This is a genomic window from Priestia sp. D51, from assembly GCF_053345675.1.
Genome location: NZ_JBLTIR010000002.1, coordinates 56827 through 77329, shown reverse-complemented (window position 1 = coordinate 77329; position 20503 = coordinate 56827). Strand labels below are relative to the sequence as shown.

Sequence of the window (20503 nt, the reverse complement as noted above, 5' to 3'; positions counted from 1 at the left end):
TACCTACAGTAAGACCTTCAGAGACGAGTATTTTTCTTATGGCGCTGCCGCTGGTTATTTTTATTTTTTTCTTTACTCAGCCAAAAGCATCAGACATTAAATAATCGTGTAGCATAATGGCGATTGTATCACTGCGTACAGAAGCTGCCTAATTTTCTGTTCGTATCATTACCTCTTCATTCATTAAGCCCCCTAACGCTTTTCTTTTCTGTCATGTTTCATTAAAATGAACATAAACATATATGTAGAGATAAGTAGAGAAAAGAATAATGTAGTGTTTTCTAACGTTATAAAATAGCTTACGATACGAAGAAAACGTCTATAATAAAAGAAACGAAACTTTTGCGTGGTCAGCTGACGATGCTTTTTATTTTTACAAACTGCAGTAAAGGCAGAAAGGAGAGAATTCGATGAGTTTGCGCGATCGGCTGCTTTATGTAGCGGAACATTATAAACAAATGGGTGGAGACGTACTTGTAAAACACGAAGTAGAAAATATGCTTACACGCAGGCTTCCGATTTCTCTTTATCGATTGGATCATATAAATCGAGAAGAAATGCGTATATCGGGCCACCACGCTGAAACATTTCCTTACGTGACTCTTGCTAATAAGAATATAGAGAGTGATGTGATAGTAGCATATTTATTCAGTGAAGACGGTCAGCGCATTTACTTAGTCATGATTAAAGGAGATGCAGGGGAAGGAACTGATCTGAAAGACATTCGTTTTTTTACTCCTGAACATGCCCGCGTATTGAAAGATAATCATATTGTCATTGGTACAAGCATGGAAGCGAAAAGCTTTGAGGATAGAGTAGCTCTTTACCTTCCTTACAATATAGCAGACTTACCTAACAATGATCAGCTTCAAGATGATTTGCATTTACTGCTGAGTATACATGAACAGTATATAAAAACATACGGAATGAGCAAAGAGATGATGGGCGATAAAGACGCCATCGTCCACATTCATGAGTATATTAAGAAATCTGGATTTACATACGAACGACAAGATATAGCCAACGCCTACTTTGCTTTAAAGACCAAGCCGTTTATTGTTTTATCAGGAATGAGCGGGACGGGAAAAACAAAGCTTGCGCAGCTCTTGGCAGATAGTATCGGTGCTACGATTGAAAATGGAAGACAAGTGCTTATTCCAGTTCGGCCCGATTGGCACGATAGTTCAGATTTATTAGGGTATATTGATTTAAGAGGAGATTTTCGCAGAGGATCGTTTCTGTCGATTATGCAGCAAGCCATTCAGCATCCAGCTTATACATATGTTTCCATATTGGATGAAATGAACTTAGCTCGAGTTGAACATTATTTTAGCGATATTTTAAGCGTGATGGAAAGCAGAAGCTGGTCAAAAGGGAAAATCAAAACAGCTCCTTTATTTCCTGGACATAAGATGTTCCGAGATATTTATTTGCCGTCTAACCTTCTCATTATTGGTACGATTAATATGGATGAAACAACTCATGGGTTCAGTCAAAAGTTGTTAGATCGTACCAACACCATTGAGCTGAATAAGATTCAGCTAGATTCTTTTGATTTTTTAGATGATAGAGAGCCACCTCGGCACAGTATTGAAAATGTACAAATTCAAAGTCAATACGTTCACTTAAAAGATGCGTATGTTGAACATGCTGAGCTCATTCACGAAGTAACAAATGAACTGCTAACCGTCAACGAGATGCTTACAGAAGTCGATTTGCAAATAGGTTACCGCGTACGCGACGAAATATGCTTTTATCTAATTTACGCAGTGAAAAGCGGAGTGTTTACATTTGATCAGGCGTTTGATTTTCAGATATTGCAAAAAGTTTTGCCTCGTATTTCAGGAAGCGATGCTTACACATTTGACCTATTAAAAAATCTTTATTATTACTGTACAAATACGCTGTTAGATGATGAATTTGAGACAGCTGTCGTAAATGCAGATGGGATGAGATTTCCTAAAAGTGCACGCAAAATAATGGAGATGATGAGACGTTTTGAAGTATACGGATACACGTCATTTTGGATTAATACCGTACGTTGAAATTGAAACTGACACGTGTACGGTGGTTATAAAAGGGAAAAATAAGAAAAAAATAAAATCTGCAGAAGAAATGATGTTTTTTTCTTGTACAGGAAAAGGAATTACACATGTAAAAGTATTAAATCAAACAAAAGGCATGATGACTTCAAAACCGCCGCTTGAGCCTTTATTTTTTGAAAATGAAACCTATCAAATTACAGTTGTTTCTAAAAATCAAACAAGACTGTTTGTTAACCACGATTCAAAAGGGGTTGAACAAAGCTTTCAAAGCGTAGGATTTCCCTACATTTTGACGGGAAATATAAGCTTTCAAAATGAGGTAGGGTATTCTACGTTTCATGTTTACAGCGAAAGAGAAAAAGAGCTCTCCTTTACTCTTGAAATTTTCCCTTCAAAGATGAGCTACAAGACAGACTATGTACACATGGTCGATGAAGTGAACGAATACATTCATGATTTGGCATACGATATGCTTCGTAAAACATATATTCAAGCCAAATCTGTTTGGTCTAAGCAAGCAACATGGACAGAATTTTATCATGTTCTCTCTCACTATATGAAACCCTTTCTTCATTCTGTGCGTCAGATTGAAAATCAGCCGTTTCAATCGGTAAAAGTTGAACATGAGCTCATGAGAGGAGATCAAATAAAAAAACAAGATAGCCGTGCTATATCTTTTGTCCGAACCCACCCTACCTATCTTGCACCTTCAAGCAGGGGGATTAAAATTAATCGAAATATAAAAGTAGTACCCACAAAAGCGATTGGCACCAGGCATGTGTCTACCTATGATAATCTGGAAAATCAAAGTGTAAAATGGATGATGACGCAGCTGTATCACAAGCTAACTACACTAATTGACAAATTGATAGAAGATAGATATGTAAAAAAAGAAGCCGTATCGGCTCTAGAAACTAATCATACCGAATTAAAAAGGCTGCTAAACAATGTGTTCTGGCAAAGAGTGAAGACCATACAAGTTTCAACGCTTTCTTCTACACTGCGTACGGCACCCCGCTACCGGGAAGCAAGCAGATACTTTATGTTCTTAACGCGAGGGTTGGCTCTTAACGGAGAGTTTTACCACCTTTCATTAAAAGATATCGCAACTCTCTATGAATACTGGACGTATGTTAGTCTTTTAAAGAAGTTGCAAATTTACGGCAAACGGATAGAACAAAACATCATGACAACGACAGAACAAGGGTTGAACGTCAGGATGCAGCCGTCTTATCATCGTTTTCAAGTGGGGAAAGCAGAAGTCACGCTATGGTATCAGAAAGCATACCATCATACTCATACCGTTATTCAAAAGCCTGACTTACTGCTTGAAGTAAAGCAAGGGGAGAAAAAAAGTGTATACCTTTTTGACGCTAAGTATCGTATCAAACCAAATCACGATACGCCTTCACCTAGAGAAGAAGATATTAATACCATGCATCGTTACCGAGACGCTATTGTAGAGGGAAATGGAATAAAACCGGTACAAACAGCGGTTGTGCTGTTTCCAGGGAAAGCAGAAGGCTATAAGCAGCATCATTTTTATAAAAGTATTGAACGCGTTGGAGTGGGTGCGCTGCCTTTTTTGCCGGGAGAGGAAGGGCTAGTAGAAGAATTTATTAAAACTATTTGTACGGAAGAACCAAATCTTTTCAGCGCTGATTAGGTAAATAGGTAGAACGTGAACAAGCCTTTTTTTTATGCGTTGACATAGTGTTAAGTTTTTTATGTTTTGATGACATTTCGAGATTTTAGTTGTATTTTCCTGTTGAATTTTCTAGAATAGTAGAGAATAAAACCGTATCGAAAAGAAGTCGTATCATGTGCAGAGAACGTATCAGGAGGACAACGAAGTGAAAAAGATTCTACTATTCACGTTAGTAGCGCTATTGGCAACTTTTTTTATTGACAGGGTATACAGCGAACGCAACCAAGCGCAACTTCAGCAAACCGTAATTAATGAAATTAAAAAAACAAATCAAAGTAAAGAAGAAGCTTCCATCCTTGATTTTAATGAATTATGTGATTTTAGATGGGATAAAGTATATGTTTTTGGACCGGAAACGACCCGCAGTGAGGTAAATGAAAAGCTGGGCTTCAATTGGTCTGAAGCAAAAGCAAAAGGTATTGGAAAAGATAAAAAAGATAACTTTATTGTTTTTGTGGAAAATGATCAAGTAACGCAATATTTAAAAATACCGGCGTCATATGGAGCAATTATTCCTAAGACTTCTGTTGCAAATGAAAGCTAACGAACTTCTTCGTTAGCTTTTTTTATGCTTTCTTTTTTAAAGATGACGTTTTTTTCTCTGCTGTTGATTTTGTCGGCTGTAAAGTAGAAGGATCTATGCTCACTTTTAACATTTCCATCAAATGTCGAATGTCTCTTTCTTCACTTTCGCTGCTTTTTGTAACTTCGCCTTGATTTATTTTTTGTTGAATGACGTTTTGTAAGGCGTCTCGGTAGTTGTTTTTGTAAATAGACGGATTAAAAGAAGTAGATAGCTTATCAATTAATTCCACCGTCACTTGGGTATCACTTTCATTAATAGAAGAAGTACTAGATAAGTTAGGCACATCTGTAACTGAACGAAGTTCTTCTTCAAAATGCATCGTGTGAAGAACGAGAGAGCCGCCCACGGAACGAATAATGGCGATTTGCTGTTTGGAATATAAAAATACATTGGCAATACCGACTTTATTCGTTATTTCAAGCGCATTTAACAACGTATAATAAGCTTTTAGGCTCGTTTCTCCAGGAGAGATATAGTAGGGCTTATCAAAAAACAGGGGATCAATGTCATTTAATGAAACAAAGTGTAACAATTCAACAGCTTTGTTTGCTGCGAAGGGTCCTTTGACACTGTCAATTTCCTGTTGTGAAAGTACAACAAACTGACCGGTCGCTGTTTCGTATCCTTTAACCAGTTCATCGGATTCTACTTCTCGTCCACACGTTTGGCAATGTTTTTCTTGATGAATAGGTGTATGGCAAACGGAGTGTAGCGTGCGCAGCTTTACATCTTTTTCCTCAATTGCTCCGTGGAGTTTAATAGGGATATCAATTAATCCAAAGCTGATTTTACCTTTCCAAGCAGTATGAAGCATAAACGTTCTCCTTTTACTCTTTTTTAGTAGTGTGCCGTAAAACCAATTAGATATCCTAGGGTTTTGAAAAGGAAAACTTTCTAAAAAAACTATGTGCTAAATAAACAATTAAATAGTTCCAATAAAGCTGCAGAGACAACATCTGCAGCTTTATTGGAACTCAATAGGAACTATTTGCTGATTAGATTCATTTGTCTCATGTTTGGAAATCGTAATTTCAAGGATTTCGTTACTAAATGTAGCGGTAATCTTTTTATTCAACAATAAAAATGGAAAGTCAATTGTACGTTCAACGCTTTCTTCCATTTGTTCTCTTGCAAGCGTTCCTTGCTTTTCATCATGAAATTCTCTAATACAGTATTTTTTGGCTGTCAGCTGTAAATGGTCAGCTTGTATCTGAACGATAATATCCTTAGGGTGATACCCTAACAATTCAGCTTCAACAATAAATGATTGTTCCGTTTCAAATAAATCTATACGAACGGAATCATAATCTAAATAACTCATAAAGGGATTTGAAAGCATGACTTCTAACAACTCTTGAAAGCCTTTTACAAACATTTGGTCTGCTGGCAGACGCTTGTTTTTCATTTCTACGTTCCTCCATTATTTAAACTGTTTCACTATACTATCATATGCGCGTTTATGTACTTAGTGAACTCCTGTTCAAAGAATAAGCTTGAAGTACTAGCTGCCTTTTCTATGCATAAAAAAGCAAGCTCTGTAGAGAGCTTGCCGCTGTTTTACATATCATGTCCGCTATTGTGTTTTTGGCGAGAATGCTTACGGTTCTTTACTTTATGAGATCCGCTTAGCGGTTCAGGCTGTCCAGAATTGCTTTTTGGCGCATTTCTTCTGATGTCTTTGCTGCTGTTTTTGTTCATAGTTAAACCCTCCCTTTCATTTATTAGGGTGGGATAGTGACAGGGGATTTATCCGATGAAAAATTCCCCTTTCTAAAAATAGGTTTAGCAAAAACAGGAAATGGGAACAGAAAAAAAGCGCCATATATAATGACGCCTTCTCGTTAGATTTCATGGAGTTAAACGATTTTGCTTTTCTAACTAGTGATTAGTATATCCAATAAGAGAGTGTTTTATTGATTTTTTTTGCGTTTTTTATTATTTTGTTTCTGTTGTTCGGTTAATGGTTCATTTGAAAATTCTTCATTATAACCCGCTCCTTTTCCTTGAGCGCTAGCCGCGTTAGCTCCAGGAATGACGTGGTTTGACTTGCGTTTAGCCATGTTGAATCACCTCCGTTTCTAGCATGCGTAAAAATCAATGAAATATGAATTATTAGAAAAATAAAAGGAAGATGGAAAAAGGTTATAAGTGAAACTTATGTTAATTAATAACATTCTTTTTATTTACTTATGTATAATATTATATTAAGATAGATGGTGAAGGGAATAGAGGATGGGGTAAGAAAATCCTTTATACATAGAATTTTAAGGGGGTAAAAGCAATGACTAAAAAAGACGTTTTTAACGCTCGTTCGTCATTCGATCTTAATGGCAGCACATATAATTATTACCGCTTACAAGCTTTAGAGGAAGCAGGTTTAGGTAACGTATCTAAGCTGCCGTATTCAATTAAAGTATTATTAGAATCTGTTCTTCGTCAGGTAGATGGCCGTGTTATTACAAAAGAACACGTCGAAAACCTTGCAAAATGGGGAACAAAAGATATCAAAGATATCGATGTTCCTTTCAAACCATCTCGTGTTATTCTTCAAGATTTCACTGGAGTTCCAGCGGTTGTAGACTTAGCGTCACTTCGTAAAGCAATGGCTGATTTAGGAGGAGATCCTGACAAAATCAATCCAGAAATTCCAGTAGACCTCGTTGTCGACCACTCCGTACAAGTTGATAAAGCAGGTACAGCTGATTCATTACGAATTAATATGGACCTTGAGTTTCAACGTAATACAGAGCGCTATAATTTCTTAAGCTGGGCTCAAAAATCATTTAATAACTATCGTGCAGTTCCGCCAGCTACTGGTATCGTGCATCAAGTAAATTTAGAATATTTAGCAAACGTTGTTCATGCTGTTGAAGAAGACGGTGAATTCGTAGCTTTCCCTGATTCTCTAGTAGGTACTGACTCTCACACAACGATGATTAATGGTATCGGTGTTTTAGGATGGGGTGTTGGCGGTATTGAAGCGGAAGCAGGCATGCTTGGTCAACCTTCTTATTTCCCAGTTCCTGAAGTAATCGGTGTTAAACTTGTTGGTGAATTACCAAACGGTACTACAGCTACAGACTTAGCGTTAAAAGTTACGCAAGTGCTTCGTCAAAAAGGAGTAGTCGGAAAATTCGTTGAATTCTTCGGTCCTGGCGTAGCAGAACTTCCATTAGCTGACCGTGCAACAATTGCTAATATGGCTCCTGAATACGGTGCAACATGTGGATTCTTCCCAGTTGACGCAGAGGCATTAGCATACATGCGTTTAACAGGAAGAGATGAAAAAGACATTCAGGTTGTCGAACAATATACAAAAGCAAACGGTTTATTCTTTACACCAGAAAATGAAGATCCAGTTTTCACTGATGTTGTTGAGATTAATCTTGCTGAGATTGAAGCAAATCTTTCAGGTCCAAAGCGTCCGCAAGATTTAATTCCACTTTCTCAAATGCAAACAGAATTCAAGAAAGCTTTAACAGCTCCTGTTAGCAATCAAAGCTTCGGACTTGATGCTAAAGACGCGGATAAAGAAATTACGTTTAAGCTTGCAGACGGTTCAGAAACAACAATGAAAACAGGTGCCATTGCCATTGCGGCTATCACAAGCTGTACGAACACATCAAATCCTTACGTATTAGTAGCAGCCGGTTTAGTTGCGAAAAAAGCGGTAGAAAAAGGATTGGATGTTCCAGCTTACGTGAAAACTTCTTTAGCACCAGGTTCAAAAGTAGTAACGGCTTACCTTCAAAATTCAGGGCTGCTTCCATACTTAGATAAAATTGGCTTTAACATCGTAGGTTATGGCTGTACGACTTGTATCGGTAACTCTGGTCCATTAGAAGCTGAAATTGAAGCAGCGATTGCAGACAGCGACTTGCTTGTAACGTCTGTTCTTTCAGGAAACCGTAACTTTGAAGGACGTATTCATCCATTAGTAAAAGGTAACTACCTTGCTTCTCCGCCGCTTGTTGTAGCATATGCACTGGCTGGAACGGTAGATGTAGATTTACAAAAAGATCCAATCGGCATTGATACAGACGGCAATGAAGTATTCTTTAGCGACATCTGGCCTTCTCAAGATGAAATTAAAGAAGTGGTTAGCCGTACCGTAACGCCTGAACTATTCCGCAACGAGTATGAGCGTGTATTCGATGACAATGAGCGCTGGAATGAAATTAAAACGAGCGAAGATGCTCTTTATACGTGGGAGAATGATTCAACATACATTCAAAACCCACCGTTCTTTGAAGGCTTATCAGAAGAGCCAGGTGAAGTAGAACCGTTAAATAAGCTTCGCGTAGTAGCGAAATTTGGTGACTCAGTGACAACGGATCATATTTCACCAGCGGGTTCAATTGCTAAAACATCACCTGCAGGTCTTTACCTTCAAGAAAACGGTGTAGCACCAAAAGACTTTAACTCATACGGTTCTCGTCGTGGTAACCATGAAGTGATGATGCGCGGTACGTTTGCAAACATCCGCATTAAAAACCAAGTAGCTCCTGGTACAGAAGGCGGCTGGACAACGTACTGGCCAACAAATGACGTAATGAGCATTTATGATGCTTGTATGAAATACAAAGAGCAAGGTACAGGTCTTGTTGTACTTGCAGGTAAAGATTACGGCATGGGAAGTTCTCGTGACTGGGCAGCAAAAGGCACAAATCTTTTAGGTATTAAAACAGTAATCGCTGAAAGCTTTGAGCGTATTCACCGTTCAAACCTAGTATTAATGGGTGTTTTACCTCTTCAATTTAAAGATGGTGAAAGCGCGGATACATTAGGTTTAACTGGAAAAGAAACAATTGCAGTAGCAGTTGATGAAACAGTAAAACCACGTGATCTTGTAAAAGTAACAGCAACTGATGAAGCTGGAAACAAAAAAGAATTTGAAGTACTGGTTCGTTTCGATAGTGAAGTTGAAATTGATTACTATCGTCACGGTGGTATCCTTCAAATGGTGCTTCGTGATAAATTACAGTCTAAAACACATGCGTAAGGTATAAAGAAAAAGAGCGGTTCTCGTGAGCCGCTCTTTTTTTATGCAAACGCACCGTTTTCGACAAAAAGTGAGAGGGAAATATGCTATATTATAAAAGAAAATGCCCGATAAAAGGATTATTTTAGTAGATATTGCACATATCTATTAGTACATAGATTATCACTTTTTAGAAGAAATAAAGGAGCCGATCATATGGTTAAAAAAATAATTGCGGTCTTGCTTCTAGTAGGCTTTCTTAGCTACGCACTTTGGGAAGGGCTTTCTCCAAATGAAGCATCCGATAATTCTAACTTAAGCGAATACAAGGATTTAAATATTAAAAAAGGCGATAGTGCTCGTCAGGCTTCTGGTCAAGCTTATGGGTTAGAACCAAAAGATACAGCACCTCCGTTTACACTTTCAGATACGAACGGAAAAACTGTTCAATTATCGGACTTTAAAGGAAAAAAAGTTATTTTAAACTTTTGGGCCACATGGTGTCCGCCGTGTCAAAAAGAAATGCCCGATATGCAAGCATTTTATAAGAAATATGGAAACGACGTACAGCTGCTTGCGGTTAATTTAACTTCATCAGAAGGTAGTAAACAGGCAGTATCTAAGTTTCTGAAAGAAAAACAGTTTACGTTTCATGTATTATTGGACGACCAAGATACTGTGGGAAGTAAAAAATACCGGGTGTCCACCATTCCGACATCTTACTTTATAGATGAAGAAGGGAAAATTGTTCAGCGAGTGAATGGTCCAATGACGCTTAAACAAATGGAAAACTTTGCCCAACAAGCAGCGAATTAACTTCGCTGCTTGTTTTATTAAAAATGAAACTTATTTACTTTACCATCGTATATATAGATAAGTCAGTAAATATGTCAAACTTTCTTACAACTTTTCAAAAAGTATGTTTACTTATCTGACAAATTGGTTACAATATAGATAGTTATATGATATCAGTTTCTTTTGATTTTTCAGATTTTTCATAAAAATTACATAAAGTAGGTGTTGGAATCATGAGAAAATTACGCAAACGTTCATTTGAAGAGTTAGTGCAAGAAAATAAAACGCAGCTGTTAAAAGATCAGTCAGAAATTGAACGCATTGAATTGGAAATTGAAAAGCGGTTAGAAGATCGTATGCTTGAAAGAGCTGAATAACTTTAAAGTAAGTTGGTTAGAGTAACGGTGAGGAGGGGATAAGCATGGGAAATCCTAAAAAACAAAGCAAAAGTTTTGTTCCGAATCACATCGGCACTCAACCGAGAGAAGCTGGTGGAAATAACGGAAAACAAATGCAAGATACATCCGGCAAGCATCCTCAAGTTATTCAAACCAAAGGTGAATGAATAAAAAGTCGCTGAATTCAGCGACTTTTTATTATTTGAATTCTACTGTGAATAAATAAACGTAAGGGTTGCTCGAAATAAGCTCTTTAACAACTTCTCCGTCATCGGTTGAAAGCGGAGCAACTCGTATGCCACTGCCATCGTCACCAAATAAAGCAGCAACTGGATATGGTTTATTCATTTTCACTTTTTGTTTTTTCTCTAATCCAGTAAAGGAATAGCCGTTCATTTTCTTTGGCTTTTCCGCTTCTATCCCTAGGTTTGTATCGTTGCTTCCCACATTAAACATTACTTTGTGAGTATCATCATCGATTTTATATGTAATAGCAAACATGTCAAATTCTTTTGAAACAGTCAACCCTCCTGAGAATAAAGGTTGTTTGGCTTTTCCCTTTTCATAATAAGTAGCTTTTACATAGGCTTCTTTTGCTCCATTAGGAGCTTTAACATCGTATGCCATGATATTGCTTTTGTAGTCTAAGTTTGTCACGGCTAACATTTTTTCTTCATGTTTTGAGTAATGGTGAGGCTTGATAGAGGCACTTATTGTCAATTTTGATGCCAATGAAGTTTGCGACATAAAAAATACGGCAAGCACTGCAATAAAGATGACGCTTAGTAATGTTATCATTCGTTTGGTCATAGCGATTCCCCCTTTGTATGTATATATTACCATATTATGTATGTTTTATATATATATTTTAACTTAATTATAATTATATTATGTAAACTAAAATCATTTTTTTCCACTTATAGAGATGAACAAATCCGGCATACTACAATTGTAACAAAGTTATTTTGAGGAGGAAGATACAATGGCATGGAATAAACCGAATCCAGACGATCGTAGTGATAACGTTGAAAAATTACAAACAATGGTACAAAATACAATGAAAAACATTGAAGAAGCAGAAGAAGTTGCTGCATGCAGCACTGAAGAAGAACGTCAGCGCATTCAGCAAAAAAATCACAATCGCGAAGTAAGCATTGAAGCAATGCGCAGCGAAATAAAAGATGAATCAGAAGCTCGTCAAAATGGTTACGAAGGTACGATTTAATAAGTAAAACAGCGACAATAAGCAGCTAAAAATAAACGGTTTTAGCTGCTTTCTTTCTATATTTTTTTAGTAAGGTGAATAATAATATAAACTAGTGAAGAGGTTTATGTAGGTGAAAAAGCACGTGAAAAAGAAAATAGTAAGGATTTTGGTCAGTTTACTTGTCGTTTTGATTATTGTGGGCTCTTATCAAACGCATAAGCCCTTGCCTAAAGGAGTTTCATACGAAAGTAAGCCTCACAAAGTAGAAGATGTATTTCTTTTATCGGACCTAACGTATCAAGACCAGCAGACGTCGGTTTCCGAACAACATATTTTTCAAGCAGTTACGAATGCGATTGATGACGCAAAAGCTTTTATTATTATGGATATGTTTCTATTTAATGGCTACTATAACCAAGGTGAAACGTTTCCTCACCTTAGTGATACGCTTGCAAGTAAGCTGATTGAGAAGAAACGAAAACATCCCAATGTCGAAATAGTCTTTATTACGGATGAAATAAACACAACCTACGGCTCACATGATTCAAAGTGGTTAGATTCACTGCGGCTAAACGGAATCAAAGTGGTGCAAACCAATTTATCTAAGCTCAGAGACTCCATTCCACTATATTCTTCAGTGTGGAGAACTTTTGTTCAGTGGTTTGGTGAAAAAGGAACTGGATGGATCACGAATCCTTTCGGAAATAATGCGCCTAACGTGACGGCCCGTGCTTATTTTAAGTTGTTAAATGTAAAAGCTAATCACAGAAAAGTAGTAGCAACCGATCAAAGCGTTATTATCTCCTCTGCCAATCCTCATGATGCAAGCTTTTATAATTCCAACATGGCCTTTGAAGTAAAAGGGAATATCATTGGAGATGTTGTAAAAAGCGAACAAGCCGTGTCTGATTTTTCTTACGGAGGAGATTTACCTCTATATAAAAAGAAAGAAAAAGAAAAGGGAGACCTCTATGTTCAGCTGTTAACAGAAGGCAAAATCTATAAGCACGTATTACAAGATTTACGTCATGCTAAAAAAGGCGATGATGTGTGGCTTGGCATGTTTTATCTTGGAGATCGAGACGTAATAAAGGCGCTTTTGAAAGCTTCCGAACAAGGGGCAAACGTACGATTAATTTTAGACCCTAATGAAAATGCGTTCGGAAGAAAAAAGTTCGGACTGCCTAACCGTCCAGTCGCAGCAGAACTTGTGAAAAAATCTAAAGGCGATATTAAAGTTCGCTGGTATCATACAAGAAAAGAGCAGTATCATCCTAAAACTTTATTTATTCGAAACAAAAGAAAGGCAATAATTATTGCTGGAGCAGCAAATTTCACAAAACGAAATTTGGATGATTTGAACTTAGAAACGGATATTAAAGTATCAGGACCTTCTAACGAAAAGGTTATGACCGAACTAAACGCTTATTTTGAGCGTCTATGGACAAATAAAGGTCACACATATACGCTTCCCTATAAAAAGTATGAAAATAAGATGACGGGGCTGGAAACACTGATATACCGAATTCAAGAAGCGCTTAGTCTTACAACCTACTGAGTCAGGACCAAACTAGTAGGAGTATATTCTCCTTATATGGTAAGATAAAACAGGAACAGTGCAAGAGGAGGTAGAATCATGCTAGTATCGAAGAAAGAAATCGAAGTTCGCTATGCAGAAACCGATCAGATGGGCGTTGTGTATCATGCTAACTATTTAGTATGGATGGAAATAGGCCGAACACAGTTTATCAGTGATTTAGGTTTTAGCTATGCACAAATGGAAAGAGACGGTGTGCTGTCGCCAGTTATTGATATACAGGCATCATATAAAAAGCCGCTTCATTATGGCGAGACAGCTGTGGTACATACTTGGGTTGAGAACTATGACGGTCTACGCGTTGTGTACGGATACGAAATTTTTAATTCAGATGAAGAACTTGCGTTAACAGGAACATCGTCACACGTATGTGTAAAAAAAGAAAACTTTAAGCCTATTTCGATTCGCCGTAATTATCCGGAATGGCATAAAGCCTATGAAGACGCCAAAAAGCAGGGTTAAGCGTAAGAATAAAAAGCATCGATAAATCGATGCTTTTTTTCTTACGCTTCGTAATGAAAGTCAGGTTCTTTTGTTTCTTCATTATAATTTACGGTCAAATCATGACCATCAAAGTACCAAAGGTCTTCATCTTCTACGAAAAATGTTAAACCGTCAACTTTTGTTTCAACGCCAACGTTTTTAGGAGAATCTGTGTTTACACCTAAAGAAAAACCTTTTTGAACGTTGCTGCATCCGCCGTAGCGAACAAAAAAGCGAATTGTTTCGTTTCCTTCTAGCATCATTTCGTCTTTGTACCACGTAGCTGCTGCTTCTGTTACTGTTAATTTCATTAATTATGCTCCTTCCAATACTGCGGATACATTTATTATAGTAGAAAGATAGATAAATTACCAATATATACGAATTCAGCTAGGAAGGAATAAGATAAAATAAAATAAAACGATTTAATATAGAGGCGAATGCTTCATTTCTATATTAAATCGTTTCATTCTTTCATTTAAAATCATATTGTTTTCCAATGGTTTCCCAGCAGTGAACGCAGTAGCGGCTTCCTTCTAGCTGTGAATCCATTTTCTTATTACGTTTGCAAATGGGACATTTTTTCTTCACATTATTCACCTCCTTATTTTAGTATCAGTATAACTAATAAACAAGAAATGTATTCGCTTACAAAGTGATTATAAAAAAAGAAATAAGAGGATCTTTCTCTTATTTCTTTTTACCTGATAAAAATGTGACTTTCGGTTCTGTTTTGTTAAGAATTCGCGTAATGTTTGCGCGGTGTCTGTAAATGACAAAGGCTACAATTACACCAATAATCATAATAAGCATGTAGTCTTGTTTAAATAGCGTGTAGATAAAGGTTAATACCCCAGTAACCATTGATGACAGTGATACATACTTCGTTATGTATAAGCAGATAAAAAAACATAATAGCACGAAAACAAATAAAAGAGGTTCATAACATAAAATCACTCCGGCGGATGTGGCAACAGCTTTCCCGCCTTTAAATTTTGCGAAAATAGGAAAAATATGACCAATGACAGCAAATAAACCAATGAAGAGAATGTTCTGATTTGTATCAAATAAAAGCGGTAAAGAAGCTGCTAAGGTGCCTTTTAGAATGTCTCCAAGCGTAACGATAATTCCGGCTTTTACACCCAATGTACGAAATGAGTTGGTGCCGCCTAAATTGCCGCTTCCATGCTCTCGTATATCGATGCCGTATCCTAGTTTTCCAACAACTAGTCCAAAAGGAATAGAGCCCAAGATATAGGCAAGAATAGGTAATAAATAATTCATGTTTGAAAGCTCCTTTATTTCTATATCGTTTCTATTTTACCATGAGATACTTAAAAAAACATAGTTAGTTTTGGGTGAGAGCCAATTATTTTTAAAAAAGAAGACGTTTACAAAAATAGAGAAAACGGGTACTATATGCAGGAAATCAACTGTAAATCGCGAATGTTGTTCAGTACATATTATATAGCTAAGAGAGGTAATAGACATGTCCATTAAAATTCCTTCCCGTCAAGAGCTTGGCAAAATATTGAAAAAAAGCAAGCGCATTGCTGTAGTAGGTTTATCAGATAATCCTCATCGAACGTCTTATATGGTTTCAGAAGCCATGCAGCAGCAAGGTTACGAGATAATTCCGGTGAACCCAACAATCAACTCAGCGCTCGGCGTAAAAGCCGTATCTTCATTAAAAGAAATTGAAGGGCATATTGATATCGTTAATGTATTTCGTCGCTCTGAGCATTTGCTTGAAGTTGCAGAAGAGTTTTTAAAAGTAGATGCAGACGTATTTTGGGCACAATCTGGTTTAATTAATGAAGAAGCATATGACCTGCTCGCTAAAAAAGGGTATACTGTAGTTATGGATCGTTGTATAAAAGTCGAGCATGCTTTAACAAAGTAAGATCTATAAGCAGAACAACCAACCCATGCACACTGCTTGCATGGGTTTCACCATGCGTTGAAATAGTAAGAGAGTTTCCGCTACAATAGACGTTAGACAGCTAGCTTTATAAGGCTTATAATCCATGAATACACAAGATATTGCTTTTATAATACGGAAATTTGTGCTAAAATCTTGTAAGTACGCAAAAATAGAAACATACGTTCTGTTGATGCGAACACTATAAAATTAAAAGATAGGATACATGATCATTTATTCTTAGACACGAAGCGCAAACGTTTGTGTTTCATACATAATGTAGTAATGTTCGTTGTGATGAAAGGGGTAGTATGAATGGCTCGGAAACAACAATTTAATTATAATGAAGATGCAATTCAAGTACTAGAAGGATTAGATGCCGTTCGTAAACGTCCTGGTATGTATATTGGAAGTACAGATACACGAGGTCTGCATCATTTAGTATATGAAATCGTCGACAACTCTGTCGATGAAGCTCTAGCAGGCTACGGAGAAGAAATTATTGTAACCATTCACAAAGATAATTCAATTTCTGTACAAGATAAAGGTCGAGGTATGCCAACGGGCATGCATAAACTAGGAAAACCAACGCCTGAAGTTATTTTAACCATCTTGCATGCAGGAGGTAAATTCGGACAGGGTGGATATAAAACAAGCGGAGGCTTACACGGAGTAGGTGCATCTGTTGTAAATGCGCTGTCTGAATGGTTGACTGTAACTATTCATAGAGATGGATTTATTTATGAACAGCGTTTTGAAAATGGAGGAAAGCCGGTTACGACGCTAGAAAAAATAGGGAAAACAAAAAAAACGGGAACAACGATTCATTTCAAACCGGATGCCACGATTTTTTCAACAACCGTGTACAATTATGATACGCTTTGTGAACGGCTCCGCGAATCGGCTTTTCTGTTAAAAGGATTCAAAATAGAGTTAATCGATAAAAGGCATGATCGTCAAGATATCTTTCATTATGAAACAGGTATTCAAGCCTTCGTTTCATATTTAAATGAAGAAAAAGATTCACTTCATCCAGTCGTCTTTTTTGAAGGGATTCATCATAATATTGAAGTTGAATTTGCGTTTCAATTTAACGATGGTTATTCTGAAACCATTTTATCATTTGTTAATAATGTTCGTACCAAAGACGGGGGAACGCATGAGTCCGGTGCAAAAAGCGCTATGACGCGTGCGTTTAATGAATACGCCCGTAAAGTAAGCCTGCTAAAAGAAAAAGACAAAAACTTAGAAGGAACGGATATACGAGAAGGATTAGGAGCCATCGTTTCCGTTAGAATACCTGAAGAGTTGCTTCAGTTTGAAGGACAAACCAAAGGAAAGTTAGGTACAAGTGAAGCTCGTTCGTCGGTAGATGCAGTTATTTCTGAAAAACTTGCCTATTTCCTAGAAGAAAATCCAGACGTAAGCTCTCTTCTTGTAAAAAAAGCAATCAAAGCTGCTCAAGCGCGTGAAGCGGCACGTAAGGCGAGAGAAGACGCAAGAAACGGGAAAAAACGAAAGCGTCAAGAAACCGTTCTAAGCGGGAAGTTGACGCCTGCGCAATCAAGAAATCCTCAGCGAAACGAACTGTACCTAGTCGAAGGGGATTCCGCCGGAGGTTCAGCAAAACAAGGAAGGGATCGCCGCTTTCAAGCTGTGCTGCCGCTGCGAGGGAAAGTTATCAATACCGAAAAAGCCAAACTTCAAGATATTTTTAAAAACGAAGAAATTAGTACGATCATTCACGCGATAGGCGGAGGAGTAGGCGCAGATTTTACAATCGATGATATTAACTACGATAAAATAGTCATCATGACCGATGCGGATACGGATGGGGCTCATATTCAAGTGCTTCTTCTAACGTTTTTCTACCGCTATATGAAACCGCTTGTGGAAGCAGGAAAAGTATTTATTGCTCTTCCACCGCTCTACAAAGTAAGTAAAGGGTCAGGTAAAAAAGAAGTGGTTGAATATTCATGGAGTGACGAAGAGTTGCAAGGTGCTATCGATAAGGTAGGAAGAGGGTATATGATTCAACGCTATAAAGGTCTCGGTGAAATGAACGCAGATCAGCTTTGGGAAACAACAATGAACCCAGAGACGCGTACGCTGATTCGTGTTCGTATTGATGATGCTGCTCGCGCTGATCGTCGTGTGACCACTTTGATGGGCGATAAAGTAGAACCACGCAGAAAATGGATTGAAAGCAACGTAGCGTTTGGATTAGAAGAAGATCCAAATATTTTAGATAATGAAAATGTATTAACGGTCGCAGAGGAGGACGTACAATGACACAAACAGAACGCTTTTTAGATTTACCTCTTGAGGATGTACTAGGCGACCGTTTTGGTCGATACAGTAAATATATTATTCAAGAGCGTGCACTGCCGGATGCAAGAGACGGGTTAAAACCCGTTCAGCGCCGTATTTTATATGCAATGCACGTAGATGGAAATACAGCAGAAAAAGGGTTTCGCAAGTCAGCCAAAACTGTAGGGAACGTAATTGGTAACTATCACCCTCATGGTGATTCATCTGTATATGATGCCATGGTTCGAATGAGTCAAGAATGGAAAGTTAGAAATGTATTAATCGAAATGCACGGAAACAACGGAAGTATTGATGGAGATCCCCCAGCAGCAATGCGTTATACAGAAGCTCGCCTTTCATCGATTGCTGCAGAACTTCTACGAGATATTGACAAACAAACGGTTGAGTTTGTGTCTAACTTCGATGATACAAGCAGCGAACCAACTGTGTTACCAGCTATGTTTCCTAACTTGCTAGTGAATGGATCCACGGGTATTTCAGCTGGTTATGCTACAGAACTTCCTCCTCATCATTTAGGTGAAGTAATTGACGCAACGATCATGCGAATTGATAAACCAACGTGTACAATTGAAGAATTAATGACGGCTATCCAAGGTCCTGATTTTCCTACAGGGGGAATCATTCAAGGTGTAGACGGGATTAAGAAAGCCTACGAGACAGGTAAAGGGAAAATTATTATTCGCGGAAAAACGGAAGTGGAGTCCATTCGCGGCGGAAAACAGCAAATTGTCATTACGGAAATTCCGTTTGAAGTAAACAAAGCCAACCTTGTGAAGAAAATGGATGAGCTTCGTTTAGATAAAAAAGTGGAAGGTATTGCTGAAGTTCGCGACGAAACGGATCGTACGGGTCTGCGCATCGTAGTAGAATTAAAAAAAGACGCAAATGCTCAAGGAGTACTTCACTTCCTTTATAAAAATACGGATCTGCAAGTACCGTATAATTTTAACATGGTTGCCATTGCTAAAAAGCGACCAAAGCTTATGAGTTTGGCTAACATTCTTGATGCTTATATTGATCATCAAAAAGAAGTAGTAACAAATCGTTCTAAATACGAACTGCAAAAAGCACGTGAACGTGAACATATTGTAGCGGGATTGATTAAGGCACTGTCGATTTTAGATGAAGTTATTGCGACGATTAGAGCTTCTAAAGATAAGCGCGACGCTAAAAATAATTTAATTGGCAAATATGAATTTACAGAACCTCAAGCAGAAGCGATTGTGTCGCTTCAATTATACCGTTTGACAAACACGGACATTACAGCTCTACAAGCGGAAGCTGAAGAGCTAGGTGCTAAAATTAACGAGTTAGAAGAAATCTTACATAGCGAGAAAAAACTTTTTAATGTAATCAAAAAAGAATTACGCCGTGTAAAAAAGCAATACAGTACAGAACGCCGCTCAAAAATTGAAGCGGAAATCGAAGAGATTAAAATTAATCTAGAAGTGATGGTTCCATCTGAAGAAGTGATGGTAACAGTCACAAAAGACGGATATGTAAAACGAACAAGTCTTCGTTCTTACGCCGCGTCTAACGGGCAAGACTTCGGTATGAAAGATACGGACCGAATTTTAGCGAAGTATGAAATTAATACAACCGAAACGCTGCTCATCTTCACAAACAAAGGGAATTATTTATATATGCCAGTGCACGAACTTCCTGATATCAGGTGGAAAGACATGGGTCAGCATATCATGAACATTGTTCCAATTGATAAAGAAGAGCAAATTGTACGAGCGATACCGGTAAAAGAATTTAAAGAAAATCAGTATCTGCTTTTCTTTACGAAAAATGGTATGGTCAAAAAATCAGAATTACTTCAATATAAAGCACAGCGCTACTCCAAAGCTCTTGTCGCCGTTAATTTAAAAGGCGATGATGAAGTAGTGGACGTATATCAAACGGATGGTAAAAAACAAGTGTTTATTGCCACTCGCTCTGGCTACGGACTGCGTTTCCGGGAAGAAGAAATTAATATTGTAGGAACTCGCGCTTCTGGTGTAAAAGGAATTAACTTAAAAGACGATGATTATGTTGTAAGCGGCGTTATCTTCGATGAAGATGAAGCTCTATCAACTGAATTATTTATCGCCACGCAGCGAGGAGCTGTGAAAAAGACAAAAATTGCTGAGTTTGAAGAATCAGCACGAGCAAAACGAGGGCTAGTGATGGTCCGAGAACTAAAATCTAATCCGCATCAAATTGCAAAAGTAAAAGTAATCTCTAAAGAGCATTATATGATAGTGGAATCATCTAAAGGTCAAATCGAGCAGGTTGATCCATCTACAATGCGAGCTAGTGACCGATACAGCAACGGTTCATTCGTATTGGACCAAAGCGAAGCTGGGAATTTAGTTGATATGTGGCTGGAAGAAAAATAACAAAAAAAGTAGTAAAGTTTTTAAAGCTTTACTACTTTTTTTTACCCAATATTTTTAAATTAAACTA

20 protein-coding genes are annotated in these 20503 nt (G+C 37.6%); 13 read left to right on the top strand and 7 right to left on the bottom strand.

Annotation, left to right across the window (positions count from 1 at the left end):
• The first annotated feature begins 410 nt into the window (after window positions 1-410).
• From ACNHOZ_RS07020 to ACNHOZ_RS07010, 3 genes are all read left to right on the top strand, one after another.
• Window positions 411-2045 (top strand): MrcB family domain-containing protein, encoded by a 1635-nt coding sequence (locus ACNHOZ_RS07020; protein WP_048019231.1) that lies wholly within the window; start codon window positions 411-413, stop codon window positions 2043-2045.
• Window positions 1999-3711 carry a DUF2357 domain-containing protein gene (locus ACNHOZ_RS07015; RefSeq protein ID WP_048019232.1) on the top strand — a complete coding sequence of 571 codons (1713 nt, stop codon included), beginning with the start codon at window positions 1999-2001 and terminating at the stop codon, window positions 3709-3711. Before ACNHOZ_RS07020 ends, ACNHOZ_RS07015 begins: the two co-directional genes overlap by 47 nt.
• Window positions 3712-3898: 187 nt before the next feature.
• Window positions 3899-4297, top strand: coding sequence for a hypothetical protein (locus tag ACNHOZ_RS07010; RefSeq protein ID WP_048019233.1), 399 nt, complete (start codon window positions 3899-3901; stop codon window positions 4295-4297).
• Window positions 4298-4319: 22 nt separating this feature from the next.
• On the opposite strand, the gene ku is transcribed toward ACNHOZ_RS07010, so the two are convergent.
• The 4 genes from ku to sspO form a co-directional block, all read right to left on the bottom strand.
• Window positions 4320-5153, bottom strand: coding sequence for a non-homologous end joining protein Ku (gene ku, locus ACNHOZ_RS07005; RefSeq protein ID WP_048019234.1), 834 nt, complete (start codon window positions 5151-5153; stop codon window positions 4320-4322).
• A 150-nt stretch (window positions 5154-5303) separates the two neighbouring features.
• A complete protein-coding gene (locus ACNHOZ_RS07000; RefSeq protein WP_048019235.1) occupies window positions 5304-5744 on the bottom strand; it encodes an Hsp20/alpha crystallin family protein in 441 nt (146 codons plus the stop codon).
• 152 nt (window positions 5745-5896) lie between these two features.
• Window positions 5897-6037 (bottom strand): small acid-soluble spore protein P, encoded by a 141-nt coding sequence (locus ACNHOZ_RS06995; RefSeq protein ID WP_013057256.1) that lies wholly within the window; start codon window positions 6035-6037, stop codon window positions 5897-5899.
• A 212-nt stretch (window positions 6038-6249) separates the two neighbouring features.
• Complete coding sequence (gene sspO, locus ACNHOZ_RS06990) at window positions 6250-6399, bottom strand: small acid-soluble spore protein O (protein ID WP_013083371.1); 150 nt, start codon at window positions 6397-6399, stop codon at window positions 6250-6252.
• 221 nt (window positions 6400-6620) lie between these two features.
• Here sspO and acnA point away from each other — a divergent pair, with 221 nt between their 5' ends.
• The 4 genes from acnA (at window position 6621) to ACNHOZ_RS06970 (ending at window position 10680) form a co-directional block, all read left to right on the top strand.
• The gene (acnA, locus tag ACNHOZ_RS06985; RefSeq protein ID WP_048019236.1) at window positions 6621-9341 is read left to right on the top strand and encodes an aconitate hydratase AcnA; all 2721 of its coding nucleotides are present in this window, start codon (window positions 6621-6623) and stop codon (window positions 9339-9341) included.
• 195 nt (window positions 9342-9536) lie between these two features.
• A complete protein-coding gene (locus ACNHOZ_RS06980) occupies window positions 9537-10136 on the top strand; it encodes a TlpA disulfide reductase family protein (RefSeq protein WP_028413159.1) in 600 nt (199 codons plus the stop codon).
• Between the two features lie 212 nt (window positions 10137-10348).
• Window positions 10349-10492, top strand: coding sequence for an FbpB family small basic protein (locus ACNHOZ_RS06975; protein ID WP_014459884.1), 144 nt, complete (start codon window positions 10349-10351; stop codon window positions 10490-10492).
• Window positions 10493-10536: 44 nt separating this feature from the next.
• Window positions 10537-10680, top strand: a complete 144-nt coding sequence (locus ACNHOZ_RS06970; protein ID WP_014459885.1) for an acid-soluble spore protein N — start codon at window positions 10537-10539, stop codon at window positions 10678-10680.
• 31 nt (window positions 10681-10711) lie between these two features.
• Here the strand turns inward: ACNHOZ_RS06970 and ACNHOZ_RS06965 are convergent, their stop codons facing one another.
• A complete protein-coding gene (locus ACNHOZ_RS06965) occupies window positions 10712-11323 on the bottom strand; it encodes a hypothetical protein (RefSeq protein ID WP_034266493.1) in 612 nt (203 codons plus the stop codon).
• A gap of 172 nt (window positions 11324-11495) precedes the next feature.
• Between ACNHOZ_RS06965 and tlp the strand changes: the two genes are divergently transcribed.
• The 3 genes from tlp (at window position 11496) to ACNHOZ_RS06950 (ending at window position 13779) form a co-directional block, all read left to right on the top strand.
• Entirely contained in the window at window positions 11496-11738 is a 243-nt protein-coding gene (gene tlp / locus ACNHOZ_RS06960; protein WP_048019237.1) for a small acid-soluble spore protein Tlp, read from the top strand.
• A gap of 112 nt (window positions 11739-11850) precedes the next feature.
• Window positions 11851-13278: a phospholipase D family protein gene (locus ACNHOZ_RS06955; RefSeq protein WP_048019238.1), complete on the top strand. Its 1428-nt coding sequence runs from the start codon at window positions 11851-11853 to the stop codon at window positions 13276-13278.
• A gap of 78 nt (window positions 13279-13356) precedes the next feature.
• Entirely contained in the window at window positions 13357-13779 is a 423-nt protein-coding gene (locus ACNHOZ_RS06950) for an acyl-CoA thioesterase (RefSeq protein ID WP_048019239.1), read from the top strand.
• 41 nt (window positions 13780-13820) lie between these two features.
• On the opposite strand, the gene ACNHOZ_RS06945 is transcribed toward ACNHOZ_RS06950, so the two are convergent.
• Together ACNHOZ_RS06945 and plsY are read right to left on the bottom strand one after the other, a co-directional pair.
• Window positions 13821-14111, bottom strand: coding sequence for a HesB/YadR/YfhF family protein (locus ACNHOZ_RS06945; protein WP_013057245.1), 291 nt, complete (start codon window positions 14109-14111; stop codon window positions 13821-13823).
• A gap of 379 nt (window positions 14112-14490) precedes the next feature.
• A complete protein-coding gene (plsY, locus tag ACNHOZ_RS06940; RefSeq protein ID WP_014459891.1) occupies window positions 14491-15084 on the bottom strand; it encodes a glycerol-3-phosphate 1-O-acyltransferase PlsY in 594 nt (197 codons plus the stop codon).
• Window positions 15085-15289: 205 nt separating this feature from the next.
• Here plsY and ACNHOZ_RS06935 point away from each other — a divergent pair, with 205 nt between their 5' ends.
• The 3 genes from ACNHOZ_RS06935 (at window position 15290) to parC (ending at window position 20436) form a co-directional block, all read left to right on the top strand.
• Window positions 15290-15703: a CoA-binding protein gene (locus ACNHOZ_RS06935; RefSeq protein WP_048019240.1), complete on the top strand. Its 414-nt coding sequence runs from the start codon at window positions 15290-15292 to the stop codon at window positions 15701-15703.
• A gap of 333 nt (window positions 15704-16036) precedes the next feature.
• Window positions 16037-18013, top strand: a complete 1977-nt coding sequence (parE, locus tag ACNHOZ_RS06930) for a DNA topoisomerase IV subunit B (RefSeq protein ID WP_028413163.1) — start codon at window positions 16037-16039, stop codon at window positions 18011-18013.
• The gene (gene parC / locus ACNHOZ_RS06925; RefSeq protein WP_033579117.1) at window positions 18010-20436 is read left to right on the top strand and encodes a DNA topoisomerase IV subunit A; all 2427 of its coding nucleotides are present in this window, start codon (window positions 18010-18012) and stop codon (window positions 20434-20436) included. The genes parE and parC overlap by 4 nt, the downstream gene beginning before the upstream one ends.
• Window positions 20437-20503 lie beyond the last annotated feature (67 nt).

Coding starts and splice junctions, on each gene's coding strand:
- ACNHOZ_RS07020 (WP_048019231.1), top strand. CDS start 411: ATGAGTTTGCGCGATCGGCTGCTTTATGTAGCGGAACATTATAAACAA.
- ku (WP_048019234.1), bottom strand. CDS start 5,153: ATGCTTCATACTGCTTGGAAAGGTAAAATCAGCTTTGGATTAATTGAT.
- ACNHOZ_RS07000 (WP_048019235.1), bottom strand. CDS start 5,744: ATGAAAAACAAGCGTCTGCCAGCAGACCAAATGTTTGTAAAAGGCTTT.
- ACNHOZ_RS06995 (WP_013057256.1), bottom strand. CDS start 6,037: ATGAACAAAAACAGCAGCAAAGACATCAGAAGAAATGCGCCAAAAAGC.
- sspO (WP_013083371.1), bottom strand. CDS start 6,399: ATGGCTAAACGCAAGTCAAACCACGTCATTCCTGGAGCTAACGCGGCT.
- acnA (WP_048019236.1), top strand. CDS start 6,621: ATGACTAAAAAAGACGTTTTTAACGCTCGTTCGTCATTCGATCTTAAT.
- ACNHOZ_RS06980 (WP_028413159.1), top strand. CDS start 9,537: ATGGTTAAAAAAATAATTGCGGTCTTGCTTCTAGTAGGCTTTCTTAGC.
- ACNHOZ_RS06975 (WP_014459884.1), top strand. CDS start 10,349: ATGAGAAAATTACGCAAACGTTCATTTGAAGAGTTAGTGCAAGAAAAT.
- ACNHOZ_RS06970 (WP_014459885.1), top strand. CDS start 10,537: ATGGGAAATCCTAAAAAACAAAGCAAAAGTTTTGTTCCGAATCACATC.
- ACNHOZ_RS06965 (WP_034266493.1), bottom strand. CDS start 11,323: ATGACCAAACGAATGATAACATTACTAAGCGTCATCTTTATTGCAGTG.
- tlp (WP_048019237.1), top strand. CDS start 11,496: ATGGCATGGAATAAACCGAATCCAGACGATCGTAGTGATAACGTTGAA.
- ACNHOZ_RS06950 (WP_048019239.1), top strand. CDS start 13,357: ATGCTAGTATCGAAGAAAGAAATCGAAGTTCGCTATGCAGAAACCGAT.
- ACNHOZ_RS06945 (WP_013057245.1), bottom strand. CDS start 14,111: ATGAAATTAACAGTAACAGAAGCAGCAGCTACGTGGTACAAAGACGAA.
- plsY (WP_014459891.1), bottom strand. CDS start 15,084: ATGAATTATTTATTACCTATTCTTGCCTATATCTTGGGCTCTATTCCT.
- ACNHOZ_RS06935 (WP_048019240.1), top strand. CDS start 15,290: ATGTCCATTAAAATTCCTTCCCGTCAAGAGCTTGGCAAAATATTGAAA.
- parE (WP_028413163.1), top strand. CDS start 16,037: ATGGCTCGGAAACAACAATTTAATTATAATGAAGATGCAATTCAAGTA.
- parC (WP_033579117.1), top strand. CDS start 18,010: ATGACACAAACAGAACGCTTTTTAGATTTACCTCTTGAGGATGTACTA.